The sequence below is a fragment of the Micromonospora sp. NPDC092111 genome (assembly GCF_044755745.1).
Taxonomy (GTDB): domain Bacteria; phylum Actinomycetota; class Actinomycetes; order Mycobacteriales; family Micromonosporaceae; genus Micromonospora.
Genome location: NZ_JBIVRQ010000003.1, coordinates 451861 through 468428 on the forward strand (window position 1 = coordinate 451861; position 16568 = coordinate 468428).

Annotated in this window: 16 protein-coding genes and 2 pseudogenes; 9 read left to right on the top strand and 9 right to left on the bottom strand. The window is 74.7% G+C overall.

Annotated features, from left to right (window positions below; genetic code table 11):
• Positions 1 to 145: 145 nt before the first annotated feature.
• The 6 genes and pseudogenes from mug to ACIQG9_RS10530 all read right to left on the bottom strand — a co-directional run bounded on the left by mug (position 146) and on the right by ACIQG9_RS10530 (position 3995).
• A complete protein-coding gene (mug, locus tag ACIQG9_RS10505; protein ID WP_400400134.1) occupies positions 146 to 742 on the bottom strand; it encodes a G/U mismatch-specific DNA glycosylase in 597 nt (198 codons plus the stop codon).
• Positions 743 to 786: 44 nt separating this feature from the next.
• Positions 787 to 983 (bottom strand): annotated as a pseudogene (locus ACIQG9_RS10510) (oxidoreductase); the annotation flags it as partial.
• A gap of 35 nt (positions 984 to 1018) precedes the next feature.
• Positions 1019 to 1498 (bottom strand): hypothetical protein, encoded by a 480-nt coding sequence (locus tag ACIQG9_RS10515; protein WP_400400136.1) that lies wholly within the window; start codon positions 1496 to 1498, stop codon positions 1019 to 1021.
• Positions 1499 to 1578: 80 nt separating this feature from the next.
• Positions 1579 to 2397 (bottom strand): DUF692 domain-containing protein, encoded by an 819-nt coding sequence (locus ACIQG9_RS10520; protein WP_400400050.1) that lies wholly within the window; start codon positions 2395 to 2397, stop codon positions 1579 to 1581.
• Entirely contained in the window at positions 2394 to 3320 is a 927-nt protein-coding gene (locus tag ACIQG9_RS10525; protein ID WP_400400054.1) for a TIGR04222 domain-containing membrane protein, read from the bottom strand. The genes ACIQG9_RS10520 and ACIQG9_RS10525 overlap by 4 nt, the downstream gene beginning before the upstream one ends.
• A 102-nt stretch (positions 3321 to 3422) precedes the next feature.
• Positions 3423 to 3995: a TetR/AcrR family transcriptional regulator gene (locus ACIQG9_RS10530; RefSeq protein ID WP_400400058.1), complete on the bottom strand. Its 573-nt coding sequence runs from the start codon at positions 3993 to 3995 to the stop codon at positions 3423 to 3425.
• 104 nt (positions 3996 to 4099) lie between these two features.
• Here ACIQG9_RS10530 and ACIQG9_RS10535 point away from each other — a divergent pair, with 104 nt between their 5' ends.
• From ACIQG9_RS10535 to ACIQG9_RS10545, 3 genes are all read left to right on the top strand, one after another.
• Complete coding sequence (locus ACIQG9_RS10535) at positions 4100 to 4972, top strand: carbon-nitrogen hydrolase family protein (protein ID WP_400400063.1); 873 nt, start codon at positions 4100 to 4102, stop codon at positions 4970 to 4972.
• 60 nt (positions 4973 to 5032) lie between these two features.
• Positions 5033 to 5677: an HAD family hydrolase gene (locus ACIQG9_RS10540; protein ID WP_400400066.1), complete on the top strand. Its 645-nt coding sequence runs from the start codon at positions 5033 to 5035 to the stop codon at positions 5675 to 5677.
• A gap of 172 nt (positions 5678 to 5849) precedes the next feature.
• Entirely contained in the window at positions 5850 to 6779 is a 930-nt protein-coding gene (locus tag ACIQG9_RS10545) for a serine protein kinase RIO (protein ID WP_400400068.1), read from the top strand.
• 49 nt (positions 6780 to 6828) lie between these two features.
• Here ACIQG9_RS10545 and ACIQG9_RS10550 read toward each other — a convergent pair whose 3' ends face one another.
• Positions 6829 to 7077, bottom strand: coding sequence for a DUF2630 family protein (locus tag ACIQG9_RS10550; protein WP_400400070.1), 249 nt, complete (start codon positions 7075 to 7077; stop codon positions 6829 to 6831).
• Positions 7078 to 7159: 82 nt separating this feature from the next.
• Here ACIQG9_RS10550 and ACIQG9_RS10555 point away from each other — a divergent pair, with 82 nt between their 5' ends.
• The 5 genes from ACIQG9_RS10555 (at position 7160) to ACIQG9_RS10575 (ending at position 12355) form a co-directional block, all read left to right on the top strand.
• On the top strand, positions 7160 to 8080 hold the full coding sequence (locus ACIQG9_RS10555; RefSeq protein ID WP_400400072.1) for a GNAT family N-acetyltransferase: 921 nt from the start codon (positions 7160 to 7162) through the stop codon (positions 8078 to 8080).
• A 184-nt stretch (positions 8081 to 8264) separates the two neighbouring features.
• Positions 8265 to 10877: a nitrate- and nitrite sensing domain-containing protein gene (locus tag ACIQG9_RS10560; protein WP_400400074.1), complete on the top strand. Its 2613-nt coding sequence runs from the start codon at positions 8265 to 8267 to the stop codon at positions 10875 to 10877.
• Positions 10878 to 10957: 80 nt separating this feature from the next.
• Complete coding sequence (locus tag ACIQG9_RS10565; protein WP_400400076.1) at positions 10958 to 11380, top strand: roadblock/LC7 domain-containing protein; 423 nt, start codon at positions 10958 to 10960, stop codon at positions 11378 to 11380.
• 5 nt (positions 11381 to 11385) lie between these two features.
• Positions 11386 to 11772 (top strand): DUF742 domain-containing protein, encoded by a 387-nt coding sequence (locus tag ACIQG9_RS10570; RefSeq protein WP_400400078.1) that lies wholly within the window; start codon positions 11386 to 11388, stop codon positions 11770 to 11772.
• On the top strand, positions 11753 to 12355 hold the full coding sequence (locus ACIQG9_RS10575; protein WP_400400080.1) for a GTP-binding protein: 603 nt from the start codon (positions 11753 to 11755) through the stop codon (positions 12353 to 12355). The genes ACIQG9_RS10570 and ACIQG9_RS10575 overlap by 20 nt, the downstream gene beginning before the upstream one ends.
• A gap of 62 nt (positions 12356 to 12417) precedes the next feature.
• Here the strand turns inward: ACIQG9_RS10575 and ACIQG9_RS10580 are convergent, their stop codons facing one another.
• Positions 12418 to 15267, bottom strand: coding sequence for an aconitate hydratase (locus ACIQG9_RS10580; protein WP_400400082.1), 2850 nt, complete (start codon positions 15265 to 15267; stop codon positions 12418 to 12420).
• Positions 15268 to 15612: 345 nt separating this feature from the next.
• Between ACIQG9_RS10580 and ACIQG9_RS10585 the strand changes: the two genes are divergently transcribed.
• Complete coding sequence (locus tag ACIQG9_RS10585; protein WP_400400084.1) at positions 15613 to 16269, top strand: DedA family protein; 657 nt, start codon at positions 15613 to 15615, stop codon at positions 16267 to 16269.
• A 131-nt stretch (positions 16270 to 16400) separates the two neighbouring features.
• Here ACIQG9_RS10585 and ACIQG9_RS10590 read toward each other — a convergent pair.
• Positions 16401 to 16568, bottom strand: a pseudogene (locus ACIQG9_RS10590) (phytochelatin synthase); the annotation flags it as partial.

The window sequence follows — 16568 nt, forward strand, 5'->3', positions numbered from 1 at the left end:
TGGCATACCGGTGCGGTGGCATACCGGTGTCGACGGTGGTCGCCCCCCGGCGCGTGGGTTGACTCGACGCGTGGGTTGACTCGGCGGGTGGGTTGACCCGGCGCGCGGGTCCACCGAGGGCAGCCGACAACCGGTAGTCACCGCACTAGCCGACGGCGGCCCGTAGCTCGCCGAAGGCGGCACCCAGCGTCTCCGGGGTGAAGTGGGCGTTCAGGCCGCTCGGGTTGGGCAGCACCCACAGCCGGGCGTCGGCCAGTGGCTCCGGCTGCGGGCCGAAGCCGGCCTTCGGCCGGGCGAAGCCGATCCGGTACGCGGTCACCCCGACCACCGCCACCCACGCGGGCCGGTACCGGGCCACCTTGGTGGCCAGGGACTCCGCCCCGGCCACCAACTCGGCCGGGGTCAGCTCGTCGGCCCGGGCGGTGGCGCGGGCCACCATGTTGGTGATGCCCAGCCCGTACCCGGGCAGGGTGTCCTGCTCGCTCGGGTGCAGCCGGCGCGGGGTGAAGCCGCCGCGGTGCAGGGCCGGCCAGAAGCGGTTGCCGGGCCGGGCGAAGTGCCAGCCGGTGGCCGCCGACCAGAGGCCCGGGTTGATCCCGACGAAGAGCACGTCCAGTCCGGTGGCGAGCACGTCCGGCAGGGTCCGGTCCGCCGCCGCGGCCAGCTCCGCCCGGGTCGGCCGGCGGTCCGCCGGGCTCAGCGAGCGGTCCGCCGGGCTCAGGCAGTGGTCAGCCGGGCTCAGGGAGCGGTCGGCCGGGCCGGGGGAGCGGTGGGCCGGGGTCACCGGCCGCGTAGGCCGGGACGCAGGGCGTGGGAGACGCCGAGGCCGGTGCTCGACGTCCGCGCCGAGGTGGACGGGACCAGGCCGATCGCGCCGCCGTCGGTGAGCGCGGCGGCCACCGTCCGGGCCGTCCGGACGCTGCCCGGGATGACCGTCTCGAAGACCAGCCGGTCGGTGAGTCCGCGATCCATGCCGCCGATCCTGCCGTACCGGGGTGCCGGGCGCGCCGGTGGGGAGTCAGCGGCGGGCGGGGCGCAGCAGGCGTACCCGGCCGGCGAGCTGCACGGCGACGGCGCCGCCGGTGCGGGCGACGGCCGGCAGCCGGCGGCGTCGCGGCGGGTTCCGCCCGTCGTAGCGGCCGGTCGCCTCGCGGACGGCCAACTCCTCCGCCCCGAGCGGGGGGAGGGTGTCCCGGTCCCGCAGGTCGCGGGCGAGGTCCCAGCCGTCGCGCAGCGAACCGGCGGTGGGTCGGTGCGCCGCCCAGTCGCGGAAGGTGCCCCACCAGGCGTCGCCGAGGCCGGCGGCGAGCAGCGGCCAGTGCCGGGCGACGTCCCCGGCCCGCTTGCGCAGCAGCGCCGCCCGGGCGGCGTCCACCGGGCCGGGTGCGAAGCCGGGTGGGGTGGGTGCGCCCGCGACCAGCGCCGCGACCAGCGCGGCCTGCCGGGCGGCCAGGTCGTCGCGCGGGCCGGACGGCCCGGGGTCGGCGGCCGCCCCGATCGGCCCGGCCGCCGCCGCGGCGGGGCTGTCCGGCGGTCCGCCGGGGGACGCGGCGGGCCGGGGGTCGGGCCCGGTCGCGCTCACGTGACCACCGGGTAGCCGGCGGTGCCGGCCAGCGCGTCCAGCTCTGCCCGTAGCGCGGCGGCGGGCGGGTAGTGACCGTCGCGCTCCAGCAGCAGCGCGGGCGGCCGGTGCCGGGCGCAGAGTGCACCGACCAGGTCCAGCACCTCCGCCGGCACCGGATCGGTGTGCGTGTCGTGGTAGAACCCGCCGTGCTCGGACCCGCCGGCCACGTGGACGTAGGAGATCCGCTCCAGCGGCAGCCGGTCCAGCAGGGCGACCGGGTCCTCCCCCCGGTTGCGGGCGTTGGCGTACACGTTGGCGACGTCGAGCAGTAGCCCCGCTCCGGTGGCGTCCAGGATCTCGGTGAGGAAGTCCGCCTCGTCCAACTCGTCGTCGGGCCAGTCGAAGAGCGCGGCGATCGGTTCCAACGCGATCGGCACCGGCAGCTCCGCCTGCGCCCGCCGGACGTTCGCCACCACCGCGGCCACCGCCTCCCGGCTGCGCGGCAGCGGCAGCAGGTGGCCGGCCTCCAGCCCGCCGGCCCGGACGAACGCGACGTGCTCGCTGACCAGCGGCGCGTCGACCAGCTCGGCGACCCGGGCCAGGTGCCGCACCCGGGCCGGGTCGACCGGCTCCGCGCCGCCGAGGGAGAGTCGCACCCCGTGCGGTACGACGGTGACGCCGGCCTCCCGCAGCGCGGCCAGCCCCGGCGGGAGCGGACCGCCCGGGGCGAGCGTCTCCGCCACCACCTCGACGAAGCGCAGCCCGGGCAGCTCGGCGACGAAACCGGCGATCTCCGGACGCCAGCCGATGCCCACCCCGCCCGGCTCGGTCATCCGCCGCACCCGCCGCCCCCGCACCCGCCGCCGCCCCCGCAGGACGAGCCGCCGCCGTCGGACGAGCCGCCCCCGCAGGAGGTGCCCGTCGACCCGGACGAGTAGCCGCTTCCGCTGCTGCTGTTCAGCGCCTGCCGCTGGATCTCCGCCTGCTCGGCGAAGCCCGGGTCGAGCGCCCAGAGCGAGACGGTGCCGTAGAGCGCCACGCCCATCGCCGCGCCGGCCGCCCCGTAGGTGGCGTACGAGGGGGCGGAGACCGGCGAGAGGTGGATGTTGCTCCGGCGCAGGCCGCGTAGCGCCACGTTCGCGGCCCGGGTCCGCCGGGGCGTGCGGGCCACCAGCGCGAAGGTCACCCCGAGCCCGAGCAGGGCGAGCAGCAGCCAGCCGACCGGGCGTCCGTTGACCAGGCCGGCGACCAGCCTCACCAGGCCCAGCACCAGCAGCCCGAGCAGCAGGTTCCGGCCCCGCCGCAGCGCCCGGATGCCGTCGGCGTCGATCAACAGGCCGTGCTGCTCCAGCCCCTGGCGCAGCCGCTCCAGGGCGCGGGCCACCCCGGAGTCGCGGCGCAGCTCCCGGGCCGCGACCGGCCGGCCGGCGGCCTGTCGGATCGCGTAGTCGAGCGGGGTGATCCCGGCCGGCAGCGGGCCGGCGGCGATCAGCTTGCGGTCCGGGCGTACGTCGATCGCGCCCGCCCCGCGCAGGCCGCCCAGCGCGGCCCAGACGGCTAGCTGGTCACCGCCGTTGAGATAGGCCACCTGCTGCGGGCCGAGCTGGTCGACGCCGACGGAGTCGGGGCCGGCGGTCAGCCGGCGCCGGTGCAGCACCGTGCCGACCACGGCCACGACGGCCACCATCAGGTAGAGCTTGAGAAAGAGCGGGCCGGGGATGCCCCAGGTGTCGCCCGGTGCGGCGATGACGGTCATGGCTGCTCCTGTCGCGCGAGGGAAACGCGCCCCATTGTGGAGCAGGCTCGCCACGTCGCCATCGGGCTGAGCGTCGGGTTACCAAGCCGAGACCCACCGGGGTCAGCGCCGGCGTACGGCCTCCTCGACCAGGTCCAGCACCGGGCCGAGGTCACCGGCGGGACGTCCCATCGCCAGGTGCAGCACCAGCCCGTCGTACGCCAGTTCGAGGAACTGGGCCAGCACGTCGATGCCGACGTCCTCCCGGAGCACCCCGGCCTCCCGCTGCCGGACGAGCCGTTCCCGGGTCGCCTCGGCGATGGCGGCGGAGCGCTCGGCCCAGCGGCGGGCGAAGGCCGGGTCGGTGCGCAGCCGGCGGGACACCTCCAACTGGCTGCCCAGCCAGCCGGTGGTGTCCGGGGAGACCGCCCGGGCCAGCAGGTCCCGCATGACCTGGACCAGGCCGTTGCGGGCCACCGTCTCGACCATCGCGGCGGCGTCGTCCTCGGCGACGGCGAGGAAGAGCGAGTCCTTGTCCCGGAAGTGGTGGAAGATCGCGCCCCGGGACAGCCCGGTCGCCTCCTCCAGCCGGCGGACGGTGGCTCCCTCGTAGCCGTGCCGGGCGAAACAGGCTCGGGCCGCGCCGAGGATCTCCTGCCGGCGCGCGTCGAGCTGGTCCTGACTTACTCTGGGCACGGGTCGATCGTTCCAGTTGACCCTCCGTTAGGCAAACCGTACGTACGGCTTGTTATTGCCCCGTCGGCTCGGGCCACCCGGCGCGACCCGGTTAGGATCGGCCGGTGACGACGACCCCGGTCACCTCCTCGTCCCGTCCCGCTGCCCCGCTCACCGTCGCCGCCGTACAGGCCGAGCCGGTCCCCGGCGACCTGCCCGGCAACGCGGCCAACGCCGCCCGGCTGGTCCGCCGGGCCGCCGACCGGGGCGTCCGGGTGGCCGTCCTGCCGGAGCTCTACCTCCCCGCGTACCACCCGCCGACGCTGGCCGCCGATCCGGCCGGCACCGACGTGCCGGCGGCCGGCGACGGCGCGGTCGCCGACCCACGGCTCGATCCGCTGCGGGTCGCCGCCCGGGACGGGCGGATCACCGTCGTCGTCGGCGCGGCGGTCCGTCACCCGGACGGCCGCCGGGTCATCTCCGCCCTGATCGTCGACCCGGCCGGCGACGTCCGCGTCGGATACGACAAGCAGCAGCTCTGGGGCGGCGAGCGGGACCTGTTCACCGCCGGCCACCGGGCTGCCACCCTGCTCGTCGACGACTGGCGGCTCGGCCTGGGCATCTGCTACGACGGCTGCTTCCCCGAGCACGCCCGGGCCGCGGCCGTCGACGGCGCCCACGGCTACCTCTGCCCCAGCGGCTACCTGGCCGGCTCGGCCCACCGCCGGGACCTCTACTACGCCGCCCGGGCGCTGGACAACACCATGTTCGTCGTCTTCGCCAACGCCGTCGGAGGCGTCGAACCCTGGCGGTTCAACGGTGGCGCGGCCGTCTACGACCCGGAGGGGCGACCGCTGGTGCGCGGCGCCGACGACGGCGAGGACGTGCTGGTCGCCACGCTCGACCCGGCGGCGCTGGCCGCCACCCGCGCCGCGCACACCATGCTCGCCGACCGACCCGCCGACCAGGGCCTCCCCCGAACCACGCTGCCGGCCTGACGGCTGTCGGCGGGGCCTCGACCCTGTCGGCGGCGGGTCATTCTCCCGTAAGGTGCCCCAGTGCCGCTGCTCCTGCTCGACCTGGACAACACCCTGCTCGACCGGGCCGGGCCGTTCCGCGCCTGGGCCGGGCGTTTCCTGGACGGCGTCGGCGCGCCGCGCACCGATCTCGACTGGCTGCTCTCCATCGACGCCGACGGGCTGACCGACCGGTGGGACGTGGCGGACGCCATCCGCGACCGGTACGCGCTGCGCATCCCCTCCATCGACCTGGTCGAGGAGCTGCACGAGGGGGTGGTCGCGAACACCCGGCTGGACCCGCTGGTCGCCTGCGCGCTGCGGATCGCCGACGGGGCCGGCTGGGTGCCGGTGGTGGTGACCAACGGCTCGGTCCGGGTGGAGGACGCCAAGATCCGGCGGACCGGCCTGGACCGTTACGTCGCCGACTGGGTGATCTCCGAGGAGGCCGGTGTCAGCAAGCCCAACCCACGGATCTTCGCGCTGGCCGCCCAGCGGTCCCGGCTGCCGCTGCGGGGCGCGTGGGTGGTGGGGGACAGCCCGGAGGCGGACATCGGCGGGGCCGCCGCCGTCGGCCTGCCCAGCGTCTGGCTGCACCGGGGGCGCACCTGGACCGACGGCCGGTTCGCGCCCACCCGTACGGTCGACACGCTGATCGCGGCGCTGTCGGTGGTGCTCGGCGGCTGATCGGGGCCGGCGGTAATTCGGTTGCTCCGCGCCGGGACGTGCGCCAGCATGGGCCCCGCGCGCCACGCGCAGCCGGGCGACGCCCGGTCGAGGAGGGGAGGTCGGTCATGGCCGTATTCGCAGGGTCGTACCACCTGCCTCCACCCGCCTCGACCAAGGGATCACCACACCCGTGCGCGAACACGACCTCCCGGCGCCGCAGCGTCGGGGACGCGGCAAGAGCCGCTTCGACGACGACGAACCACACTTCCTGAAGCCGGGCCGGCACCCCGAGCCGGCCCGCACCGAACCCGACGACGAGCCCGACCCGGCGGACCACTGGTCCTCCTGGGACGAGGCCGTGCACGGGCCCGAACCGTACCCGGACTGGCTGGTCACCGAGCTGGCCGCCCGGGACACCGAACTCGGCGTGCTCAAGACCGGCAAGGAGGCGGACGTCCACCTCGTCCGTCGTGCGGTGCCCGACACCGACCGGTCCTGCCTGCTGGCCGTCAAGCGCTACCGGGACGCCCAGCACCGGCTGTTCCACCGCGACGCCGGGTACCTGGAGGGGCGCCGGGTGCGCCGGTCCCGGGAGAACCGGGCGATGGCCGGGCGCACCGCCTTCGGCCGGCAGATGATCGCCGGCCAGTGGGCCGCGGCCGAGTTCGCCGCGCTGGCCCGGCTCTGGGAGATCGGCGCCGAGTCAGGACGGATCGCGGTGCCGTACCCGGTGCAGCTCCTCGGCACCGAGCTGATGCTGGAGTTCGTCGGCGACCCGGACGAGGGGGCCGCCGCGCCCCGGCTGGCCCAGTTGCGCCCCGAACCGGCCGAGCTGCGCTCGCTCTGGGAACAGTTGGTGGACGCCCTGGTCGTGCTGGCCCGGGCCGGCTACGCCCACGGCGACCTGTCGCCGTACAACCTGCTGGTGCACGCCGGTCGGCTCGTCATGATCGACCTGCCGCAGGTGGTCGACGTGGTGGCCAACCCGCAGGGGCCGGAGTTCCTGGCCCGGGACGTCCGGGTGGTCGGCGCCTGGTTCGCCGCGCGGGGGCTGCCGGCGGCGCGGGCCGACCCGGCCGAGCTGACCGGTTTGCTGCTGCGCGAGGCGGGCGTCCGCTGAACCGACGGTGCCCCGGACGGTCCCGCCGACCGTCCGGGGCGCCGGGCGTTCACTGTAGGTAGCGCTCGACCTCCGGCAGCGGTCGTTCGCCCTGCGCCTCCGGGTCACCGTGGGCCTGCCGGGCCGCCCGGCGGCGACGCAGCAGGTCCCAGCACTGGTCCAGCGACTCCTCCAGGGCGCGCAGCCGGTCCCGGGCCTCGTCGTCGGTGCCGGACTCGTTGGCCTGGGCCGACGACCGTAGCCGGCGCTCCTCGTCGACCAGTTCCGAGATCCGGTTCAGGATGGTCATGTCGTCCATGCCATGAGCCTGGCACAGGGGGACCGGACGCGCCCGGATTCGGGCCGGCGCACCCGCCGGCGGTGCGGTAGGTTGCCCAGCCGTGACCGTTACCGTGCGGGCGCTGCGCCCCGCCGACACCGCCGTGGTGGCCGGGGTGCTGGCCGCCGCGGCACCACACCACCTGATCACCGCGGAGTGGCTCGACTGGCGCGCCGCCGGCGGGCCGGCCGCCGAGCGCTTCGGCGTGCTGCTGGCCGTCACCGGCGACGAGGTGGTCGGCGCGGCGCTGACCGGCCTGTTGCACGAGAGTGCCGAGCCCGGACTGGCCTTCGCCAACCTCACCGTGCACCCGGACCGGCGACGGCGGGGCGCGGGCGGGGCACTGCTCGCCGCCGCCGAGGAGCGGCTCGTCGGGCTCGGCGCCCGGGTCGCGTACGCCAAGGTGGCCGACGAGCCGGCGGCCACCGGCTTCGCCCAGCGGCGCGGGTACCGGCGGGGCCGCCGCGCCGAGTACCTGGGCCTGGACCTGACCCTCGCCGAACTGCCGCCGGCCGGTGCGCCCCCGGCCGGGGTACGGCTCCGCGCCGCCGCCGAGCTCGCGGATCCCCGCCCGCTGTACGAGGCGGACCTGGACGCCTCCCGCGACGAGCCGGGCGAGACGCCGATGGCCGACATCAGCTACCCCGACTGGCGGGCCGCCTACTGGGACCGTCCCGACCTGGACCGCCGGCTGACCACGCTGGCCATGGTGGACGGCACGGTGGCCGCCTTCACGATGGTGCTGACCGACGGGCGGGAGCGGCTCCGCTCGGGGATGACCGGTACCCGCCGCGCCCACCGAGGCCGGGGGCTCGCCCGCATGGTCAAGACGGTGGCGCTGCGCCGGGCCCGGGACGGCGGACACCGCTGGGCGGTCACCACCAACGACGCGGGCAACGCCCCGATGCGCGCGATCAACCACGCGCTCGGCTACCGGCAGGTCGCCGCCGAGTGGCGGTACCGGCGCGACCTGGACCGCTGACCAGCCGCTCGTCCGGCACCATCCACGATGGCCGGAACCGCCCCGGACCTGCGCGACCGGCCCGGTCAGCCTGGTCGGCGAAGGTTGAGCGATGACGGTGGGGACTGCTAGCGTGCGCCGGGTTCAGGTGTGTCGTGACGCGTCCGGCGTCCGGCGGCCACGGTCCGGCCCGGGGGCGGGTGTGATGGGTTCCGGAAGCACACGTCTGCGCACCAAGGTCGTCGCCCTGCTGGCCTCGCTCGTCGCGCTCTGGTCCTTCGCCGCCTGGGTGACCGTCCAGGACGGCTTCAACCTGCTCTGGGTCCAGACGCTGAACAGCCGGGTCGCCGAACCGGGGGAGTCACTGCTCACCGCGTTGCAGGACGAGCGCCGGCTCGCCACCGCCTACCTGGGACAGCGCGGGCAGCCGGCACGCGACGCGCTGACCGGTCAGTGGCAGCGCACCGGCGCGGCGGCGGACGCCTTCCGTGCCTCGGTGGGGAGCTGGCAGGCCGAGCTGGCCACCGGGGACGACGCCCGCCGCCGGGTGGACGAGGTGCTGACCGGCCTGGACGGGCTCCCCGCCGTCCGCGAGTCGGTGCGCAGCGGTCGGCTGAACCGGGTCGAGGCATCCGACGCGTACACCGCCGTCCTCGCCGCGCTGCTGCGGATGTACGGCTCGCTCGGCCAGCTCGACGACGCGCGGATCGCCGCCGAGAACGGCGCACTGGTCGCCCTGTACCAGGCGCGGGAGCTGATCTCCCAACAGGACGCGCTGGTCACCGGGGTGCTGACGGCGGGCCGGCTGACCGACGACGAGTACGCCCGCTTCGTCCGGCTGGTCGGTGCCCAGCGCTACCAGACCGCGACGGCGGTCGCCGAGCTGTCGCCGACCGACCGGGAACGGTACGACCGGCTCGCCGGGTCGGCGGCCCTGGCCCGGTTCCGGATGCTGGAGGACCGGTTGGTCCAGCAGGCCCGGTCGGCGACCGTCCTGCCGCTGACCGCCGAGGAGTGGCAGTCGACCGTCGGTGCGGCGCTGACGGCCCAGGAGGACTTCGGGGTGACCGTCGGTGACGCGCTCGTCGCGCGGGCCACCCCGGTCGCCGTGGGCGTCATCGTCCGGCTGGTGCTCGCCGCCGGGCTCGGCCTGATCGCCGTCATCGCCTCGATCGTGGTGTCGATCGGCACCGCCCGTGACCTGGTCCGTGGGCTGGAGCGGCTGCGCGACGCCGCCCTGCGGCTGGCGCACGAGCGGTTGCCCGCGGTGGTGGACCGGCTGGGCCACGGCGAGCGGGTCGACGTGGCCCGGGAGGCCCCGCCGCTCGACTTCGGCGACGGCGAGCTCGGCCAGCTCGGCCGGGCCTTCAACGCCGTGCAGGAGACGGCCGTACGGACCGCGGTCGAGCAGGCCGAGCTGCGTCGTGCCGTGCGGGGCGTGTTCCTCAGCCTGGCCCGACGTACCCAGGCGCTGGTGCACCGCCAGCTCACCCTGCTCGATGCGATGGAGCGGCGGGAGCACGACGCGGAGGAGTTGGAGGACCTGTTCCGGGTCGACCACCTGGCCACCCGGATGCGGCGCAACGCGGAGAACCTGATCGTGCTCTCCGGCTCCACCCCAGGCCGGGCCTGGCGACGCACCGTGCCCATGGTGGACGTGGTACGCGGCGCGGTCGCCGAGGTCGAGGACTACACCCGGGTGGACGTGCTGCCGTTGGGGTCGGTCGCGCTCGCCGGCCGGGCGGTCGGCGACGTGATCCACCTGCTCGCCGAGCTGATCGAGAACGGGCTCTCCTTCTCGCCGCCGCACACCACCGTCGAGGTACGCGGCAGGCTGGTGGCTACCGGGTTCGAGATCGAGATCGAGGATCGTGGCCTGGGCCTGACCGGGGAGGAGTTGGCCGCCGCCAACCACCGCATCGTGGACCGGTCCGAGCTGAACCTGGCCGACGCGTCCCGGCTCGGGCTCTACGTGGTGAGCCGGCTGACCGAGCGGCACGGGGTGCAGGTGCGGTTGAAGGAGTCCCCGTACGGTGGCACGACCGCCGTAGTGCTGATCCCGTCCGAGCTGGTCGTGGCCGGCGACCCGAGCCCGTCCGGCGCGCTGCCGGTCGTCGCCGAGGTCCCGCCCGGCACCGTCGGGGTGCCGTCGGCGACCGCCGCCGCGCCGCCGGTGGCCGCGCCGCTGTCGGGGTCCGCGACCCCGGCCGAGGGCTCGGGTGGATCGTCCGTGCCTTCCCCACCGGACCGGGTGGCGGCGGGCCCCGCCGGGGACGGCGCGCGGCCCGCGGAGCCGGGTTCCGGCGCGGCCGGCACGCCACCGGACGGGCCGGGGTCGCCGCCGTCGCACCCGACCGGGCTGCCGACCCGGTCCCGGAAGCGGCCGACGTCGGGTGCGTTGCACGCGCCGACCGTGCCGACCGGCCTGCCGGTGACCGGCACCCGGGCGTCCACCCCGGACGGCGGCCCGCCGGGCGGACCCGGGGCGGACCGGCCGGACGGGGCGCGTCCGCCCGTCGCGGAGACCCGGGACGGGTGGACCGTGGCCGACGGGGACGGCCCGCCGTCGCCTACTGTGGAGGGGTCGGTGACCGACGCCGGGCTACCGGTGCGGGTCCGGCAGGCGAACATGGCGCCCGAGCTGCGGGCCGCCCCGGCCGCCGGGGCCGACGGCCCGCTCCGGCGCGCGCCGGAGCAGGTACGCCAGATGATGAGCGCGTACCAGGCGGGTACCCGGCGCGGCCGGACCGAGGCGGCCCGGCTGCTGGACACCCGCACCGGGGACGGGTCGGACCCCGGGGACGGCCCGGCGACCTGACGACGGGCGGGCGTACCCGACCGGGAACGCCAGGACGGCAAGCGAGCACGGCGGGACCGCCGGGGAGAAGAGGACGACGAGTGGGGCAGACGACGGCATCGGGTGCCGACCTGACGTGGTTGCTGGACGATCTGGTCGGCCGGGTGCAGCAGGCCGAGCACGCCGTCGCGCTCTCCACCGACGGGCTGCTGATGGCCGCCTCCCAGGGGTTGGGCCGGGACGACGGCGAACACCTCGCCGCGATGGCCGCCGGCATCCAGAGCCTGGCCCGGGGCGCGGGCAAGCGGTTCGGCGGCGGGCAGGTCCAGCAGACCATCATCGAGATGCAGTCGTCGTTCCTGTTCGTCACGGCCGCCGGGCCGAACGCCTGCCTCGCCGTGCTGGCCGGTGAGGACGCCGACGTCGGCCTGATCGCGTACGAGATGGCGATGCTGGTCAGCCGGGTGGGCAAGTACGTCGCGTCGCCGACCCGGGGTGTCGACCAGCCGGCCGGCGGGAGCTGACCGCGATGACCGGTGAGGGCGGCGCCACGGAGGACCGGTGGGTCGACGACCACGCGGGCCCGGTGGTGCGTCCGTACGCGGTCACCCGTGGTCGGGCCCGCCCGGTGACCGGCACGTTCGACCTGATCTCGCTGGTGACGGCGACCCGCGCCGACGTTGACCAGGAGGCGGGGCTGGGCCCCGAACACGTGGCGATCGTGGCGCTGACCCAGCGGATGCAGTCGGTGGCCGAGATCGCCGCCCGGCTGGACCTGCCGTTGGGCACCGTACGGGTGCTCCTCGGCGACCTGATGGCGCGGGGCCTGATCCGGGTGCAGGAGCCCCGGGAACCGGCCGGTGTGACCGATGAGAGCATTTTCGAGGCGGTGATCAATGGACTACGGGAACTCTGATCGTCCGGCGGGGGCGCGGGTACTGCCCACCGCGCTGAAGGTCCTGGTGGCGGGCGGGTTCGGGGCGGGCAAGACGACGCTGGTCAGCGCGGTGAGCGAGAGTCGCCCGCTGCGCACCGAGGAGATGCTGACCGAGACCGGCATCGGGGTCGACGACCTGTCCGGGGTGGAGCGGAAGACCACCACCACGGTGGCGATGGACTTCGGCCGGATCACCATCAGCAGGGACCTGGTGCTGTACGTCTTCGGCACCCCGGGACAGGACCGCTTCTGGTTCCTCTGGGACGAGCTGGCGGTGGGGGCGCTCGGTGCGGTGGTGCTGGCCGACACCCGGCGACTGGCCGACTGCTTCCCCTCCATCGACTACTTCGAGGGCCGGGGCACGCCGTTCGTGGTGGCGGTGAACTGCTTCGACGGTGCCCGGCGTTTCGGCCTCGACGAGGTGCGGGCGGCGTTGGACCTGGACCCGGAGGTGCCGTTGCTGCTCTGCGACGCCCGGCAGCGGGAGTCCGGCCGGGACGTGCTGGTCACGTTGCTGGAGCACGCGATGAAGACCCGGGACGCCCGCCGCCGCGCGCACTGAGGCACACCGTCGGCGAACGGCCCCTCCCCGCGAACGCGGGAAGGGGCCGTCTGCGTGGTGCGTCAGTTGGCGATCATGCGGCGCAGCACGTACTGGAGGATGCCGCCGTGCCGGTAGTAGTCCGCCTCACCGGGGGTGTCGATCCGGACCACCGCGTCGAACTCCACGCCGGTGTCGGTGCTGACCCGCACCGTGCGCGGGGTCTCGCCGTCGTTGAGCGCGGTCACCCCGGTGATGGAGAAGGTCTCCGTGCCGGTGAGGCCGAGCGACTCGGCGTTCGTGTCGACCGGGAACTGTAGCGGCAGGACGCCCATGCCGATCAGGTTCGACCGGTGGATCCGCTCGTACGACTCGGCGATGACCGCCTTGACGCCGAGGAGCATGGTGCCCTTGGCCGCCCAGTCGCGCGACGAGCCGGAGCCGTACTCCTTGCCGGCCAGGATCACCAGCGGGACACCCTCGGCCTGGTAGGCGGTGGAGGCGTCGTAGATGGTGGTCTGCTCGCCGGTCAGGTGGTTGACCGTGAAGCCACCCTCGACCCCCGGCACGAGCTGGTTGCGCAGCCGGATGTTGGCGAAGGTGCCCCGGATCATCACCTCGTGGTTGCCCCGGCGCGAGCCGTACGAGTTGAACTCGTGGCGCGGCACGCCGTGCTCGGCGAGGTACGTGCCGGCCGGGGAGTCGGCCTTGATCGAGCCGGCCGGGGAGATGTGGTCGGTGGTCACCGAGTCGCCCAGCTTGGCCAGCACCCGGGCGTCGGTGATGTCGACGACCGCGCTCGGTTCCTGCCGCATGCCCTCGAAGTACGGGGGCTTGCGGACGTAGGTCGACTCGCCCTCCCAGGCGAAGGTGTCGCCGGTCGGGGTGGGCAACGACTGCCAGCGCTCGTCACCGGCGAAGACGTCGGCGTACGCGGCGCTGAAGCCGGTGGCGCCGATCGCCTGGGCGATGACGTCCTGGATCTCGGCGCTGTTCGGCCAGATGTCGCGCAGGAAGACCGGGTCGCCCTGGGCGTCCTCGCCGAGCGGCTCGTTGGCCAGGTCGATGTCCATCGTGCCGGCGAGCGCGTACGCGACCACCAGCGGCGGGGACGCCAGGTAGTTCATCTTGACGTCCGGGTTGATCCGGCCCTCGAAGTTCCGGTTGCCGGACAGCACCGAGACGACGGCGAGGTCGTTCTCGTTGACCGCGGCGGAGACCTCCTCCGGCAGCGGGCCGGAGTTGCCGATGCAGGTGGTGCAGCCGTAGCCGACCAGGTTGAAGCCGAGCTTGTCCAGGTAGGGCGTCAGGCCGGCGCGCTCGTAGTAGTCCATGACGACCTTGGAGCCCGGTGCCAGGGTGGTCTTCACCCACGGCTTGCGGGCCAGGCCCTTGTCGACGGCGTTGCGGGCCAGCAGTGCCGCGCCGATCATCACCTGCGGGTTGGAGGTGTTGGTGCAGGAGGTGATCGCGGCGATCACCACGGCGCCGTGGTCCAGCTCGTACTCGACGCCGTCGGCGCCGGTGACCCGGATCGGGTTGCTGGCCCGGCCGCCGGCGCCGACCGCGGCGGTCTCCAGGTCGCGCGGCTCGTCGGCCGGGTCGCTGAACTGGTTGGCCGGCGGGTCGCTGGCCGGGAAGGACTCGGCGCTGGCCTCGTCGGCCGGGCCGTTGGTGCCCCGGGGGAGCTGCTCGCGGGCGACGCCGGGCTTCGGGTCGCGCTCACCGGAGTCGTCGGCGACGTAGTCGGTCAGCGCCGAGCGGAACAGCGTCTTGGCCACCCCCAGCGGCACCCGGTCCTGCGGGCGCTTCGGCCCGGCCAGGGACGGCTCGATGCTGCCCAGGTCGAGCTCCAGGCGCTCGGAGTACTCCGGCTCGTGGTCCGGGTCGTGCCAGAGGCCCTGCTCCTTGGCGTACGCCTCGACGAGCGCGACCTGCTGCGGGTCGCGGCCGGTCAGTTCCAGGTAGCGGACGGTCTCGGCGTCGATCGGGAAGATCGCGACGGTGGAGCCGTACTCCGGGGACATGTTGCCGATGGTGGCCCGGTTGGCCAGCGGCACCGCGCTCACGCCGGGGCCGTAGAACTCGACGAACTTGCCGACCACACCGTGCTTGCGCAGCATCTCGGTGATGGTGAGCACCAGGTCGGTGGCGGTGGTGCCGGCCGGCATCTCGCCGTGCAGCTTGAAGCCGACGACCCGGGGGATCAGCATGCTGACCGGCTGGCCGAGCATCGCGGCCTCGGCCTCGATGCCGCCGACGCCCCAGCCCAGCACGCCCAGGCCGTTGACCATCGTGGTGTGCGAGTCGGTGCCGACCACGGTGTCCGGGTACGCCTGGCCGCCGCGCTCCATGATGGTGCGGGCCAGGTACTCGATGTTGACCTGGTGCACGATGCCGGTGCCCGGCGGGACGACCTTGAACTCGTTGAACGCGGTCTGGCCCCAGCGCAGGAACTGGTAGCGCTCCTTGTTGCGCTCGTACTCCAGCTCGACGTTGCGGGCGAAGGCGTCCTCACGGCCGAACAGGTCGGCGATGACGGAGTGGTCGATGACCAGCTCGGCCGGGGCGAGCGGGTTGACCTTGGCGGCGTCGCCGCCGAGGTCGCGGACGGCCTCCCGCATGGTGGCCAGGTCCACGACGCAGGGCACGCCGGTGAAGTCCTGCATCAGCACCCGCGCCGGGGTGAACTGGATCTCCACGCTCGGGTCCGCGGTGGGGTCCCACGCGCCGAGCTGTGCGATGTGGTCGGCGGTGATGTTCGCGCCGTCCTCGGTCCGCAGCAGGTTCTCCAGCAGGATCTTGAGGCTGTAGGGCAGCCGGTCGTGCCCCGCCACCTTGCCGATCTTGAAAATCTCGTAGCTCGCGTCTCCGACGCGTAGCTGGGTCTTCGCACCGAAGGTGTCGAGGCTCGCCACGTCGTACTCCTTCACACCAGCGACCGTGAGTAGTCCCTGAGCAGTCTGTCGCACCGGCCGGAGCGCTGCCCGGGTTAGGCAACACTTACCGCCGATTCTCGTCGTCAACAAAACCGTACGTCCGTCTTGCTATTCGCGCAACCCCGCGCCAGCATCGCCGCCCCTCGACGACCGGCTGGCCGGCGCCGGTATCCGGTCACCTGGGGGGGTGACGACGAGCTGCCCGCGATGCGCCGCTTCCACACCGCGGACCCGCACGGCAACCGGCGGGAGTTCGTCGCGCCGCCGGCCGGCTGACCGGCCCATCCCGGCCGGCCGGCGCGGGTAGGGTTCGAGGTCGGGTCGGGAAGGGGTGCGGTAGTGGTCGACGTACAGCACTGGCTCTCCGCGCTGCCCCCGGTCGCGGTCTACCTGATCGTCGCCGGGGTGATCGGCGTCGAGAGCATGGGTGTCCCGTTACCCGGTGAGATCGTGCTGGTCAGCTCCGCGCTGTTGGCCGCGACCGGGGTGGTCGAGCCGGAGTGGGTGGCCACCGCGGCGGCGTTCGGCGCGATCGTCGGCGACTCCGTCGGCTACGCGGTCGGCCGGCGCGGCGGCCGTCCCCTGCTCGTCCGGCTGGGCCGGCGGTTCCCGAAACACCTGGGCACCGCGCAACTCGCCCGCGCCGAGCAGAGCTTCGCCCGGCACGGCGTCTGGGCGGTCTTCTTCGGCCGGTTCGTCGCGCTGCTTCGCATCCTGGCCGGGCCCCTGGCCGGTGCGCTGCACGTGCCGTACCGCCGGTTCCTGCTGGCCAACGCGGCCGGCGGTCTGGTCTGGGCCTTCGGCACCACCTACCTGCTCTACTACCTCGGCCGGGCGGCCGAGCACTGGCTCAAGGACATCTCCTGGGCCGGGCTGGTCCTGGCGGTCCTCGCCGGCCTGGGCAGCACCTGGTGGCTGCGCCGCCGTGCCCGGCGGCTGGAACGGGCGGAGACCACCGACGAGGCCGAGCCGGCCAGGGCCGGCAGCGACCGCTGACCCCACGCGCCTCTCACCACGACGACGAGCGTCGCGAACAGCGCCACCCTCGCCAGCACGAACCGGCCGGGGCCGACGACGACCGGGCCGACCCCGGATGGGGGTCGGCCCGGTCGGATCGGATGCTCGGGTCAGGAGGTGTAGCCGCGGGTGGCGATCCAGTCGGCGAGGTTGTCCACGCTGATGCGGTAGGAGGCCTGGTTGGGGTTGGCGGAGTCGGCGATGGTGACGATCTTTCCGTCGTTGTGGTAGCCGACGACGCTGATGTAGTGGCCGCCTTCGAAGGAGTGGGTGGTGCC